Raw genomic sequence first — 14,462 nt, forward strand, 5'->3', positions numbered from 1 at the left:
CCGCGCCGGACGCCGACGCCACGCACCAACGTGCCATTCAGCACAGCGCGACGCATTGGCCCGCGGGTGTCCCGTGCCACGACGCACAGACGACGCCAGCCTGCATCGCCAGCCGAGACGGCGAAGCCAGAACCGGGCACGCGGTCCGCCCCGGCCGACTCCGTTTTCGGCCTGGACCTGCAGCGAGCCCCAAGCCGGACGGCTCAGCGCGGACTCCGCCCGGACGGCTCAGCGAAGGCACCGCCCTGACGGTTCCAGGTCTGGTAATCTTTCACCCCACGCCTCCGCGACCCGAAGCAGCGGTTTTCCACATGCCCAATGAGCTCCATCTTCGCGACGACGCGATTGTTCACACGGTCGCACGGCTCCGGCACCGAATCTCCGACCGTTTTCCCGACAGCGGACTGGCTCATCTGTGCCAACAACTGCTGGAAGTGTCGCAGCGGTCGGCGGTACGTGCCCAGGGAATCGGCCAGTCCGTCTGGTGGATCCGGATTTGTGGCTACGTGCTCTCGGCGTTGGTGATCGCGCTAGTGGCCGGGACGGCTTACTTCGCAGCCCATTCGTTTCGATTCAAGCGCGAGGAAATCGGTTGGACCGACCTGATCGGGACGTTCGACGCCGCCACCAGCGGCCTGATCGTGTTGGGTGCGACGATTTATTTCCTGATCAGCCTGGAAATCCGCATCAAACGCCGACGTGCCCTGTCGGCCGTTCACGAATTGCGTTCGATCGCCCACGTGGTCGACATGCACCAACTGACCAAGGATCCCGAACGCATCCTGCGGCGTTACAAACAAACCAGCCATTCGCCCGCCGCCGCCATGTCGGCCTTCGAGCTGAACCGTTATCTGGACTACTGCTCGGAGATGCTGTCGCTGATCGGAAAGATTGCGGCGCTGTACATCCAGCGGTTCGATGACCCGATCGCCGTCGCCGCCGTCAGCGAAGTCGAACAATTGACGACGGGGCTGTCGCGCAAAATCTGGCAAAAGATCATGCTGCTCAATCAGCTCAGCGGACAAATCGCCGATCCGATCCGGCAATCATCCGCCCCGCAATCACCCGCCCCCTCGCTTCCCGACTCCGCGGTCCCCGATGATTCCACGCGGCTGCCCGAGACCCCCGTCTTCGCCGGCGAACACCCGGCCGGCGACGGAAGCATCCCAGCCGACGGCTCAAGAGTTCCGGCCGGCGGCGATGAAAACGGGCCGACCGATGTCGAGACGCGCGCCGACGCCTCCTGAACGCGGGTGAGGTGGACAGTCAGCAGAGCTTCACCGGTGGGTGCGGAAACCACGCCCGTCCGGGGGCCCGAACGGCGGCAAGGTTCGCTCGGCTCCCAAGACGCTCTATAATGCGTTGCCCCGCCTTCCCTCCCGCCGCGCAACGTCATGCCCTTCTTCTCGCGTCTGATCGCCTGTGTTTTCATCGGTCTGCCGATCGCCGCCCCGGCGGAAGATCGCGTGGTCACCTTCAATCGCGATATCCGCCCGCTGCTCTCCGAGAACTGCTATCACTGCCACGGTCCCGATGAATCGGCTCGGCAGGCCGGGCTGCGTCTGGACACCGAAGACGGTGCGAAGGAATGGGCCATCGTGCCGGGAGATGCCCAGGCAAGTGAATTGGTCACGCGGGTGATGTCCGATGATCCGGACCAGGTGATGCCACCGCCTGACAGCGAGCGGTCGCTATCGGCCGAACAGCAGAAATTGATTGAACGCTGGGTCAGCCAAGGGGCCAGCTACCAACAACACTGGTCCTTTCAACGTCTGCAGCCGGTTGCCGTTCCCCAAGTGGACTCCGATTGGGCCGCCAATCCGATCGACCGCTTTGTGCTGGCCGGGTTGCGGGACAGCCCACTTTCCCCGGCGCCCCCGGCGCCTCGCGAAACCTTGATCCGCCGGATCAGTTTCGACCTGACTGGATTGCCTCCCACGCTGGATCAGATCGACCGATACCTGGCGGACCCATCCCCGTCGGCAACCGAAAACTTGATCGATCGCATGCTGGCAGACCCGCGATTTGGCGAACGCATGGCCGCAGCATGGCTGGATGTGGCGCGGTACAGCGACACCTACGGATACCAAGTCGATCGCGACCGTTTCGTTTGGCCCTGGCGGGATTGGGTCATCGCCGCGTTCAATCGCAATCTGGGCTACGACCAATTCCTGACCGAACAGTTGGCCGGAGACCTGCTGCCAGGGGCGGAACACGACCAGATCTTGGCGACCACGTTCAACCGCCTTCACCCCCAGAAGGTCGAAGGCGGAAGCGTGCCCGAGGAGTTTCGCGTGGAATACGTCGCCGATCGAACACAAACGGTCGGGACCGCCTTCCTGGGTCTGACGATGGAGTGCTGTCGATGTCACAGCCACAAGTACGACCCGATCACGCAGCAGGAGTATTACCAGCTGTCGGCGTTCTTCGCCAACATCGACGAAGCCGGGTTGTATTCGTTCTTCACTTCGTCGGTCCCGACCCCGACGCTGCCTCTGCCCACCGAAGCCGAACAACAGCGACTGGAGCAGTTGCATCACGACGTCGATCACCTGGCGGCTGAGTTTCAATCGGCGTTGGCCTCGGACGCCAACGTTTCGCCGGACCAACTGCAAGCCTTCCGGCGACGCGTGCTTTCCCAAACACGTTCCGATTCGTCGCCAGATGACTCCTCCGCCGCGGCGGAGGATCACCGTGACCCGCCGGAACCGGGCGTCGATGAAGCAGCCTTCGCCAAGCCGATCGAATCACTGGATTTTGAAACTGCTCCGAAACCGCCCAATTCCAGCGTCGCCGGCGTTCTGGGCAACGCGGTCAAGCTGACCGGTGACGACCCGGTGAATCTAAGCCAGGGAAACTTTCGCCGCGAGCAGCCGTTTTCGGTCTCGCTGTGGATGAAGACTCCCGACGAAAAATCACGGGCGGTCGTATTCCACCGTTCGCGGGCTTGGACCGACGCGGGGAGCCGAGGCTACCAGTTGCTGATCGAAGACGGGCGATTGAGTTGGTCGCTGATCCATTTCTGGCCGGGCAACGCGCTTCGCATCCGCACCACGAACACCATCCCGGTTGAGCAGTGGATTCACGTCACCGTCACCCATGACGGCTCCAGCACGGCCGGCGGGCTGGGTATTTGTGTCGATGGGCAAAAAGCCGACGTCGAGGTGGTCCGTGATCAATTGACCAAGAACATCACCGGCGGCGGAGGCGATCACCTGACGATCGGCGAGCGATTTCGCGACCGAGGGTTCACCGGAGGCCAGGTCGATCAGTTCCACGTGTTTGATGTTCAATTGACGCCGCTTGAGATTCAGCGTCTGGCTGCCAAAGAAACCATCCCGGATTGGTTGCGGTCGCCGGTCGAATCCTGGACGGCCGATCAACGCCGGACCGTCGCCGAACACCTTGCGATGCGGAACGGAAAACAGAGCCGCCGGATCCGGGAACAGTTGATCGCGGCGCGGGGCAAATACTACCGCGTTCAAGACGCCGTCAAAGAAATCATGGTGATGCGTGAACTGCCGTCCCCGCGCACCACGTACCGGCTGAACCGTGGGGCCTACGACGACCGCGGCGAACCGGTTCCGCCGGGGACGCCCAAGGCGTTGGGGCCGTTTGACGCGTCGCGGCGTCGTGATCGTTTGGGCCTGGCTCGATGGATGTTGCAGGAAGACCACCCTTTGACCAGCCGCGTTGCGGCCAATCGCCTTTGGCAACTTTGCTTCGGTGTCGGGTTGGTCCGCACACCGGAGGATTTTGGCAGCCAGGGTGAACCGCCGACGCACCCCGAATTGCTCGACTGGCTTGCCAATGATCTGGTCCAACACGACTGGGACGTGAAACGCGCAATCAAACAGATCCTACTGTCCTCCACTTACCAGCAGTCCAGCCGAAATCCCGACGAGAAGGCGGTGCGGCTGGATCCCGAGAACCGTTTGCTGGCGCGACACACGGCCTACCGTTTGTCCGCGGAGATGCTTCGCGACCAGGCGCTGGGCCTGTCCGGCTTGTTGGTCGATGAAATCGGCGGACCGCCCGTCAAACCCTACGAAGTCGAAGCATCGTTCAAGCCCAGTCAACGAGACCAGGGCGCGGGGCTGTATCGACGCAGTCTGTACACCTACTGGAAGCGAACCGGTCCTGCACCGGCCATGATGACACTGGACGCCTCCAAACGCGACGTCTGCCGTGTCCGTCGCGAACGGACTTCGTCGCCGTTGCAAGCGTTCGTGTTGCTAAACGGACCGCAGTATGTCGAAGCATCGCGATCACTGGCGTTGCGTTTGACCCGACGCCATGCCGGCCAAACCGACGCGCTGCTGTGCGACGCGTTCCGCGTTCTGACGGGGCGTCAGCCGAAAGAAAACGAGTCCGCGGTACTGCGCGAGCTGTATCGCGACCAGCTTGATTACTTTTCATCCGACCCCGACCGCGTGGACCAATTTTTGAACGTCGGAGAAGACCGCGTCCCCGATGCCGATCGGACCCCATCGCTGGCCGCATCGGCCGTCGTGATCGGAACGTTGATGAACTTTGACGAATGCGTCATCAAGCGATGACCCCCAGCCCTCGAGAGAATCATCCGATGCAGATTCCGAATCGACGCGAGTTTTTTGGCCGCTCAGGACTCGGGCTTGGAAGTTTGGCGCTGACGCAGTTGATCGCCCGCGATGCCGATGCGGCGTCCGGGCAAGCCATCGGCGGCGTCCCCGGATTCCACCACCGGCCGCGCGCCAAGCGAGTGATCTATCTGTTCCAGTCGGGTGCTCCCAGCCAATTGGATCTGCTGGATCACAAACCGTTGTTGAATGAGAAGCACGGATCGGAGCTCCCGTCTTCGGTCCGCGGCGGCCAACGATTGACGGGGATGAGCGGCAATCAATCCAGTTTGCCGCTTGCCGGTTCGCCGTTCAAGTTCACGCGCCGCGGACGAAGCGGTATCGAGATCAGCGAACTGCTGCCTCATCTGGGCAGCGTCGCCGATGAACTTTGCGTGGTGCGATCGATGTATACCGAAGCGATCAATCACGGCCCCGGCGTGACGTTCGTTCAAACGGGAAGCATGTTTCCCGGTCGCCCCAGCATCGGCGCTTGGCTGGACTACGGTCTGGGCAGTGAAAACGACGACTTGCCATCTTTCGTGGTGATGGTGACGAAGAACAAAGGCGGGCAACCGCTGGTGTCGCGACTCTGGGGCAGCGGATTCTTGCCCAGCCAACACCAAGGCGTCCGTTTCCGCAGCGGCGACGATCCGGTGCTGTACTTGAACAATCCAAGCGGGGTCGATGCCGCCAGCCGGCGGCGAGCAATGGATGCGCTGTCGCAATTGCATCAAATCAAACTGCAGGAGACCGACGACCCGCTGGTGCACAGCCGCATCGATCAGTACGAACTGGCGTTTCGCATGCAGGCCAGCATCCCGGATGCGACCGACCTGAGCGATGAGCCCGAGCACGTGTTGCGAATGTATGGCGATGATGCCAGGAACCCGGGAACCTTCGCTGCGAACTGCTTGCAGGCCCGACGGTTGGCCGAACGCGGGGTGCGATTCATCCAACTCTACCACCAGGGATGGGATCACCACGGTGGATTGCCGGGGGCGTTGCCCAAACAGTGCCGCGAAACCGACCAGGCCAGCGCGGCCCTGATCCAGGACCTGAAACAACGTGGCATGCTGGAGGACACGCTGGTGATCTGGGGCGGAGAATTCGGACGCACCAACTACTGCCAAGGGAAACTGACCGCCACGAGTTTCGGCCGGGACCACCATCCGCGGTGCTTCAGCTTGTGGATGGCCGGAGGCGGAATGAAACCCGGGATCACGTTCGGACAGACGGACGAATTTGGATACAACATCGTTGAAAATCCGGTGCACATCCACGACCTCCAGGCGACCCTGTTGCACCTGCTAGGCATCGACCACGAACGTCTGACGTTTAAGTACCAGGGGCGCCAATTCCGGCTGACCGATGTCCACGGCCACGTGCGGCGGGAATTGATCGCGTAAGGAGTCCGGTGACGAATCTTGATGCGGCAGGAAAAGGCAACCACCGGCCAATAAGCGCTCCGAAGCTTGTTGTCCTCGCAACAAAAAAGGTTGACCCCGACGCGGGGCCAACCTTCAAGTGATTCAGAGCGTCGTCGCTGGATCGATCAGTCTTCGTCTTGTTCCTGATCGTCGGCATCCAGCAGCTCGGTGTCGGCCAGTGCGTCCTCCTGGTCCTCCAAATCATCCAATCCCAGAGCGTCGCGTTGATCTTCGGTCAGCCGGACGTACCCCAAGTCGCGGACAACCTCCAGGACTTCACTGCAAGTTGGAAACATCCGGCCGCTCTTGCGTTTGTAATCGTCCATGGCCCGCATGAACTCGATCTCCGGGTCCGAATAGTCTCGCTCGCAGGTGGTCGGATCGATGTGACGTCGACGCTGCTTTTTACGACGCGGGTTCTTCATCACACCGACGTCCAGCTCGTCCGGGTTGGCGCGACGATCGCCACGCAGGCCGCTACGGCGATCGATGGTCAGAATCCTTTCTTCGGATGAGTCAACCGACGCGGCATCGTTGCCTTCGACCATTTTGGGGTCGGTCTGATCATTGGCGACTTTCGACGACGGTTTGCGACTTTTGGCGGTCTCGGTCGAATCGACTTTCGAAGAAGGCATGCGCTAAATTCCTTGGAAGACAGATGAACCATTGGGCCCCGTGCAGTTGCGTTCGTTTCCTCCCACGGCGAGCGGACTGGCGGCTCGCAATCGCTGGGAAACTTGGCAATGGTTCTCGTAAAAGGACACTTGAACGCCGGGCCAAAAAAACCTAGCACGCCTTTTGCGGGAAGCTGCGCGATCAGCCAAGAAAATCCGCCTTGGTAACCCCTGCGGGCTGGGCAAACCGGCCGTCTGTTCGGGTTGTGACGGTTGCGGGGATTCCGGATGTCAATGGCCGAGCCGTTTGTGAAGTTCGGCCGTGGAGATTCCCAGGACGTGGACCGTCTTTAGCCGCGAAGACAGTCCCGAAGTCAGGCGAACATCGCTCTTGCTGGTACCCAACGATTTGGCCAACACCTTGATGAGTTCCGCGTTGGCTTTGCCCTTCTCGGGAGCGGCCCGCAACGCCACCTTCAGAGCTCCGCCGTGCACGTCACCGATCGCGGTCCGCTGCGACTGCGGAGAAACGCGGACACGGAATCGCACCCCGCCGTCGGCCGTTGCGGTCACGACCAGTTCACTCATCCGCATTCCGCCCCGGCGTCGGTTGAGCGTCTGGACAAGCACCTGCTGCGGTCGCGGACATTTCTCAAACACCCTCGAGCGGTTCCGGCATCAGCCCGCGGTAGCGTGCGGCGGCGAAGGAACGATACCAGGCGGCCGCCGATCGCAGAAATGCCGAAGCGTCGTCGCTGCCGACCGAGGCGCCGTCTTCGACGCGGCGGGCAAACTGGTGCAGCGTTTCATTGGGCGAACGGATCAATGCGTGACGACGCAATTTGCGATCCACCGTCTGCAACATCTGGCGGCTGCGGAATTCCAAGGGGTCACCGCCGGCCCGAAGCTTTTGCCGGTGTCGGATCCACAACAACACGATCACGGCGCACAACAGCGGCAATTGGGCAACGCGAAACAACACGGTCAGTGACTCCGTCGGCCGAATGGCAAGCATCCATCCCAGCATCCGACTGATGAATCCCGTGTCCTCATCCGTTTCATCCAATCCGGTCGTCGCGGCACTGTCGTTCAGCCGATTGTCGTTCTCGTCGTTCAACGTTCGGTACACCCGACCGACCGTCGCCTCCACCGGAAACCACTGTTCACTGATTTCATCGTACGCTTCGACCCACGCGTGTGCGTCGCGGTTGCGAGCGATCCAGTACTCATCGTCGTCGCTGACTTCGCGCAAAACGTACCCGGTGACGTAACGCGTTGGGATGCCGACCGAACGCAACATGACGGCAGCGGCGCTGGCAAAGTACTCGCAGTGCGCTGGATGCTGAATTCTCAGAAAGTGCAGCAACGGATCGACGTTCCGAGGCACCACGTGACTTTGCAGCGAATACGAAAAGTTCGATTGGAAGTAGGTTTCGATCGCCGCGGCCTTGGCCCGTGCCGTCAGCCGACCGTCACACACCTGCTCGGTCAGCGGTTGCACTTCCTCCCGGATTTCGTCGGGCAGCTCCAACAAGATTTCTTTCCGCAATCTGGAGAGTTGCTCTCGAGGCGGACTGGCGCCGATCCCCAGCACGTAGGGACTGGCGAAGTCGACCCCGCCATCGACGATGTCGTGATGGGTGATGGTGACACCGTAGGTGGACGCTTCGATCCAGTCGGTCGTCAGCGCGGAAAACACGATCTGTCCTTTCGTTGGGACGTTGTGGACTTCGATCGTTCCCACCAGCGGCGCCGAGTTCTCCGAATGCACCTCAAAATGTTCCAACGGCCGCTTGCTGACGCCCTGGAGCTTGACCGTGCCGGGAACCAGGTCGGGTGGCTCCCGCGGTTCGATCGAGGACGTGTCGACCAGTCTGGGATAGAACGACGGCTTTCTGGCTCCCCACCGACCTCGGCGATAGACATCGAACACGGTTCCGCGCAGATAGCCCGGCTCCGTCTCCGCGTACGCCCGCACGGCGATCTCGGCCGGATCGCCGATCATGTGGCGACGTACCGATCCCAACGTGCTTCCACGGACATAGCGCGAACCGCCAATGATCCCGTGGGAGGAAACGGATTCGAGTGTTTGCGTCAGCCGATCAAAAAAGTCCAACTGCAAACCGGGCACGACCCGGCTGGCGAGATGTCCCGCGGCACTGGTGGCCGTCAACAGGATCGACAACGCGAGAATGGAAAACAGCAATCCGCTGCGACCGCTGTCATCGGAATACGTCGCGGTCGATTTCGGCAACGGACGATTCGTCATCCCCGGCCGAGCCAACGGTAATTCGGCCTGCATTCGGTCCCGACGGCGCTGAAGCATCCGCTTGGAACTCTCGATCTGCCAGCGGCTGAGGATATAGCGTGAACCAAAGGTGAAGGCGATGACCAGCGCCAACGCGGCGACCAACTGCCCTTGAATGCTGTGGCTGACGCCACCGGCCGTCACCGTCGCAAGCACCAGGATCACCCCGGAAAACAACATCGCCGGATGCCCTTTTCGCGGATACAAACACCACAGCAATAGCGACACCAGAAATGCGGCGTGCGCGACTGAATCGACCACCATCGCGACCGGGTTCAGATTGCCGGACATGTGATGTCCGACCCGCCAGGCAATCCCGATGAAGGCAGCCAGGGCGGCGGCCGGAAGCAGAAACGCGCGAGGCAATCGGCGGGCGAACCGCCGCACGTTGGGCACGCCACCGGACCGGAACGACTCAGCGTCCTCCTTCGAATCCGCTCGGTCGGCCGCGTCATCGTTCACAGAACCGCGATGATCTCGACTTTTGGCCGACCACTGGTGGTGGATAAAAACACACAACCCACAAACCACCGCCAACGCCAGCGTGGTGGACACCGTGTTGAACGTCGACCCCAGGAAGGCAGCTTGGATCAGCAGCAACAGCGGCAACAGGTAGACCTGCCAGGGCGCCGAATCGGGCAAGGTGTCGCCATGGGACGACACCGTGATATCGTGAGCGGTCAGGTTGCCGTACTCGTTCATGCCGACTCCACCGTCTGCGTGGGGACGTTCCGCCGAATCGGTAGGTACGTCGCATTGGCCGGCAGCGACCGCGCCAATTCCTCCCGCTGGGGATCGTCCAAAGGCACCAATGACAGGATCAGCACCGGCGTCGAACGGCTGTTGCCGATGATTTCGATCAGCCGCTCCTGGGCCACGTCCGACGAAACCGGCTTGGCCGAAGCCAAACGGACCAGCATCGGTTCGTACCCCTCGTTGTGGACGACCCCGCCGGTCGCTGCCGAATCGGCGATCGAGTCACTGGTCAGCAGCATCCGCAATTGCACCCTGCGTTTGGAAATGTCAACCACGGCGGTGGCAGCGATCGACATTAAGCGCTCGAATTCCCACTCTTGCTCTGTTTGGCTAGCCGCCCCGCCACGCAACCAGCCACCACCGCCCTGGTCGGCGTCAATCTCGGGGACGGAGGTGTCAACCACCAGCGTCACCGCCTGGATCGATGGCGACTGATACTCCCGCACGATCGGTCTTCCCAAACGCGCCCAGGAGGCAAAGTCCCAGCGACGCACCGGCATCCCGACTTCGTACTCTCGATTGCCGACGTACTCCACCGGAGCGCCGGCGACCAACTGCTGCGCCCAGTCGCCGATCGCGGCCAGCATCAGCCGAGCGGTCGGATCGTCGTCGGCGCCCAACGGTGCGGGCGTGATCGCAATGGTGGTATCCGACGGAATCGGTCGACGGTAGTGAAACAAGAAGAACGGAAAAGTCGACGCCACTTGAAATGCCGGCAGCGTGCGGACGCCCCGTTTTTGAAAACACATCGCGCCGTGCCACTGAACCTGGTCGCCGGGGCGGACGATGGGAATCGACAGCGGGGAGGACGCGTCCCAGTCGTCCTCGGTCCACCGCGGGTAAATGTCGCGGACGCCTTCGCGGTGCCAGCCGACCCGGAGCTCGAGCGCCGGGACGCGTCGCAAATTCTCCAAGCGTGCCGTGACGCCGAACGGTTCCCCGGCCACCGCGGAACGCGGCAAGGAGAGACTGAGTTTCATGCGGGGCTGCATCAATCGGTTCAACCCCCAACCGCCAAGCAGTAGCGCGGCACAGCCGCCCATCATCCCGCTCCAGGGAAATCCCCAAATCACGTTCAGCGTCATGAACGAGGTCAGCAGAATGACGACCGATGCCACCGTCATGCTACGACGCATCGACAGGTAGCCGCGAATCGGTGCCGCCAGAATCCGCAGCGTCCAACGCCCCAATTGACGCACCGGCCAAGTCATTCGCCCCCACCAGGTGGCCGGGGGCCGCGGCGACTTCGACGACGCTTCGGGGACGGAGGTGACGTCGTCGAACGCCATCCGGCTGGCCAGATCAAGGCTCACACCACCACCTCGGTTTGCCGCACCAGGTCATGAATGATCGTGGCCGCCTCTCCCCAGCTGCTGGACATGGACCGAGTCGACACGCGGTGCGCCAGAACCGGTATCGCCACTTCCTGGACGTCGTCCGGTAACACGTAGTCGCGTTTGGCCAAGACGGCTCGGGCCTGAGCGGCGCGAAGCAACATCTTGGATCCCCGGGGACTGCAGCCGATTCGCAGACGACTGTCCTGACGCGTGGCGGCAACCAATGCGACCAGGTAGCGGATCACCTTGCGATCGACGGTGACCTCACGGACAAGACTTTGCAACATGGCCAACTCGTCCCGGTGCATCAGCGGTGTCAACGTCGCCGACGGATCACGGGCGGCCTGATCCATCAACAAATCAATCTCGCTTTCGGCGTCCGGGTAATCCATCGACAGGCGGAACAGGAACCGGTCCAACTGCGACTCCGGCAAAGGATAGGTCCCCTCAAAACCGCTCGGGTTCTGCGTCGCTATCACAATGAACGGTTTCTGCAGCGCGTAGCGTTTGGTGTCGATCGTCACCTGTGATTCGGCCATCGCCTCCAACAACGCACTTTGCGTCCTTGGCGACGCTCGGTTGATTTCGTCGGCGATCAGCAGGTTGCAGAAAATCGGCCCACGCCGAAATTGAAACTCTCCGGTCGCGGGTTGGAAAATCGCACTGCCCAGGATGTCCGACGGCAGCAGGTCGGGCGTGCACTGGATGCGTTGAAAATCCAGATCGATCAGCGCGGCAATTGATTTTGCCAGCGTCGTTTTCCCGACCCCCGGAACGTCCTCCAACAGCACCGACCCTTCGGCCAGGATGGACGTCAGCACGGCGTCGATGACGTCGGGTTTGCCCCGAATCACCCCCTGCAGGGCCTCACGGACATTCTCGATTTTGTCCAGCAGGACGGACGAATTCTGCGTCGGATGCCCGTCTCCTGCGGGCAGGCTGCCCGAGCCATTTTCGGGCGGCGTGCCGGAGGCCTGAGAATCGTCGGAGTCGGAAAGGGAAACCTGGCTCGCGCCGGAAGGTCGGCCATCGTCTTCGCGGGTGTGCATGCGGTACTTTCGGCGGTCGCCGCGGGATTCCTGGAGTCGAAAAGCAACAAACGGGTGGCGGAAAACGCGCCGGTGAAGGGTACCGCCCGATCAAGATCGCCGAAACGGCGTCCCCCCGAGGCGGATTCCCTCGGTGCCAATGTACCAAATCTGCATCCCGTGAGAGATTCCACCAGGTTGTCGCAGGGATGGACTTCGGCGCACGCCTTGAGACTCTCGCTGGCGTTCGACCCTCCCTGCAAAGCAGGCTGAAACTCAATGGCACCAGCTCGAGTCGCGAAGCGACGGCAGCCCCCTGCCGTCGGCGCAAGCCGACGGATACCGACTCCGCATCCCACCAGCCGCGAAGCGGCGACAGCAACGCCGCCTCAGCGAAAAAAGCGACAATCTTCCCCCCGATCGTTCGCCCCTCCTTGGAAAGCAGGGTTAAAAGAACGGCAGGACCTTCTCGCGGGGAGGCACAACTGAAAAACGCAAGCCGCATTCCTCGCTCAGGAGAACGCAGCAACCGCAAAGGAACGCGGTCTCACCAAGCTCAATATCGTGGGACCGTTGGATCGATTTCCTGGCTCCACACGTCAATCCCGCCGTCCATGTTCTGCGTTTTCTCGAAGCCGTGAGCGCGAAGCGCCTGCGTGACCTGCAGACTCCGTCCGCCGTGGTGGCAGTGCACGACGATCCGGTCATCCCGATAGGATTGCAACTCGTCGATCCGGTCCCTCAGTTCTCCCATCGGAATCAGGACGCTTCCATCGATCCGAGCCGTCGCGTATTCATCGGGCTGGCGAACATCAAGCAACAAGAAACGTTCACCGGAATCCTGCAGTGATTTCACCGTTTGCACATCGATTTCGATCGGAAAGGTGTCGTTCATCGGGTCAAGTCACTCAGGGGTGATAACAAACATCGCCCGCGAGGCTTCGGCGGTCGCGGGCCGACCACCGGTCAGGTCGATTCGAGCTGACCGCGGGCCGAATGATTCTGCGGCAATTCAAAGTCGGCAGTTGGAAATGGTCGTTTGGAAGATCGCCGAAGCGCCTAGCCGCTCCAGTTTTTCCATCACATCGATCACTTCGGCACTCCGCACCATCACGCGGACGCTCCGCCAATCTTGATCTTCCAGGGTGCCGATCGTCGGTGAGTCGAATCCGGGAGTGATCGATTCCGCCTCGGCCAACTTGGTCGCAGGGATGTTGTATTCCAGCAGGGAATAGTCGCGGGCGATGACCACGCCCTCCAAACGCCGCACCACTCGGTCAGCCATTTCGGGATCGCGGCACCGTTTGTTCTGGATCAGAACCGTCTCGTAGGAACCGATCTCTTCCAGGATCCGCAGCCGGTTGGCCGCCAACGTGCTGCCCGTCTCCACCAGATCGACGATCGCATCGGCGACGCCCAACTGGATCATGACTTCGACGCTTCCCGACAGCGAAACCAGATGCGCCAGCGCGTTGTGCTGCCCCAAGTAGGCCTTGGTGATGTTGGGAAAGCTGGTTGCGATTCGCTGTCCGTCCAGCTCATTGGCACTCTTGATGTCGCTGTCCTCCGGGATGCAAATCGCCAATCGGCAGCGTCCCACGCCCAGCCGCATCCGCGTCGTGACTTCGGCGTTGGCTTCCTCCGCCAGATCACTGCCGGTAAAGCCCATGTCGATTGCCCCTTCGGCAACCAGCGTCGGAATGTCGTCGGTCCGCAAAAAGACCAGGTCGATCGGCATGCCTTTGACTTTGGCAAACAGGCCGCGATTCTGGCGGCGAAAATTCAGTCCCGCCTGCAGCAGCAATTCGCCAGAAACCTCGCTCAAACGTCCCTTGCTGGGAAGACCGATTCGCAGATTGTCACTCAAGATGCCCATCGATGCAGGACTCAGGTTGAATTGGTTATTGGGATTCAGGAAGGTTGCGGCTCGCTTTCTCCACCAGCCCGGACGTCCCTTCCCGGCGAGCCAACTCGTCCGCGACTTCGTTGATGTCCACGCCGCGATACGCCAACAACACCAGCGTGTGATAAATCAAGTCTCCGGCCTCGTAGATGAAATGCTCACGTCCGGCGTCACCGGGTTCGTCGGCCGCCTCAATCAGCTCGCGAGCTTCCTCCAAGATTTTCCGGCCGATCTTTTCCGTGCCACCGTCCATCAGCTTGGTCGTGTAGGAGCCGGCCGGTCTTGTTTCGGCACGTTCGGCCAACGTTTGCATCAAGCGCCGAATCGGTTGCAGCGGTTCAGACATCGGTTTCGTCGGTTGGTGAACGCCAAAGACGTCCGGTTGCGGGAGGGGTGGCAATGACGCGGCACCGGTCACGTTCCGGCCGGCCCAGCGCTTTCGAACCCACGCGGGGACTCCGCCGCGTCGCGGCACAGCGTCGCCGACG

11 protein-coding genes are annotated in these 14,462 nt (G+C 61.7%); 3 read left to right on the top strand and 8 right to left on the bottom strand.

The features are described 5' to 3' along the window. Positions 1-311: 311 nt before the first annotated feature. The 3 genes from FYK55_RS05970 to FYK55_RS05980 all read left to right on the top strand — a co-directional run bounded on the left by FYK55_RS05970 (position 312) and on the right by FYK55_RS05980 (position 6,007). Entirely contained in the window at positions 312-1,247 is a 936-nt protein-coding gene (locus FYK55_RS05970; protein WP_235908459.1) for a hypothetical protein, read from the top strand. A gap of 147 nt (positions 1,248-1,394) precedes the next feature. Next, complete coding sequence (locus tag FYK55_RS05975; RefSeq protein ID WP_150075481.1) at positions 1,395-4,559, top strand: DUF1553 domain-containing protein; 3,165 nt, start codon at positions 1,395-1,397, stop codon at positions 4,557-4,559. Beyond that, complete coding sequence (locus tag FYK55_RS05980) at positions 4,541-6,007, top strand: DUF1501 domain-containing protein (RefSeq protein ID WP_390621709.1); 1,467 nt, start codon at positions 4,541-4,543, stop codon at positions 6,005-6,007. Before FYK55_RS05975 ends, FYK55_RS05980 begins: the two co-directional genes overlap by 19 nt. Positions 6,008-6,153: 146 nt before the next feature. Here FYK55_RS05980 and FYK55_RS05985 read toward each other — a convergent pair whose 3' ends face one another. The 8 genes from FYK55_RS05985 to hisE all read right to left on the bottom strand — a co-directional run bounded on the left by FYK55_RS05985 (position 6,154) and on the right by hisE (position 14,320). Beyond that, positions 6,154-6,663, bottom strand: coding sequence for a hypothetical protein (locus FYK55_RS05985; protein ID WP_235908460.1), 510 nt, complete (start codon positions 6,661-6,663; stop codon positions 6,154-6,156). A gap of 270 nt (positions 6,664-6,933) precedes the next feature. Beyond that, positions 6,934-7,230, bottom strand: a complete 297-nt coding sequence (locus tag FYK55_RS05990; protein ID WP_150075482.1) for a DUF167 domain-containing protein — start codon at positions 7,228-7,230, stop codon at positions 6,934-6,936. A 64-nt stretch (positions 7,231-7,294) separates the two neighbouring features. After that, entirely contained in the window at positions 7,295-9,652 is a 2,358-nt protein-coding gene (locus FYK55_RS05995) for a transglutaminase-like domain-containing protein (RefSeq protein ID WP_150075483.1), read from the bottom strand. Then, the gene (locus FYK55_RS06000) at positions 9,649-11,019 is read right to left on the bottom strand and encodes a DUF58 domain-containing protein (RefSeq protein WP_150075484.1); all 1,371 of its coding nucleotides are present in this window, start codon (positions 11,017-11,019) and stop codon (positions 9,649-9,651) included. Before FYK55_RS06000 ends, FYK55_RS05995 begins: the two co-directional genes overlap by 4 nt. Next, complete coding sequence (locus FYK55_RS06005; RefSeq protein WP_150075485.1) at positions 11,016-12,092, bottom strand: AAA family ATPase; 1,077 nt, start codon at positions 12,090-12,092, stop codon at positions 11,016-11,018. Before FYK55_RS06005 ends, FYK55_RS06000 begins: the two co-directional genes overlap by 4 nt. 535 nt (positions 12,093-12,627) lie before the next feature. Then, positions 12,628-12,966, bottom strand: a complete 339-nt coding sequence (locus tag FYK55_RS06010) for a rhodanese-like domain-containing protein (RefSeq protein ID WP_150075486.1) — start codon at positions 12,964-12,966, stop codon at positions 12,628-12,630. Between the two features lie 117 nt (positions 12,967-13,083). Further along, positions 13,084-13,947, bottom strand: a complete 864-nt coding sequence (gene hisG / locus FYK55_RS06015) for an ATP phosphoribosyltransferase (RefSeq protein WP_201743634.1) — start codon at positions 13,945-13,947, stop codon at positions 13,084-13,086. A 25-nt stretch (positions 13,948-13,972) separates the two neighbouring features. After that, on the bottom strand, positions 13,973-14,320 hold the full coding sequence (gene hisE, locus FYK55_RS06020) for a phosphoribosyl-ATP diphosphatase (protein WP_150075487.1): 348 nt from the start codon (positions 14,318-14,320) through the stop codon (positions 13,973-13,975). Between the last annotated feature and the right edge of the window lie 142 nt (positions 14,321-14,462).

This window comes from Roseiconus nitratireducens (assembly GCF_008629675.1).
Classification (GTDB): domain Bacteria; phylum Planctomycetota; class Planctomycetia; order Pirellulales; family Pirellulaceae; genus Stieleria; species Stieleria nitratireducens.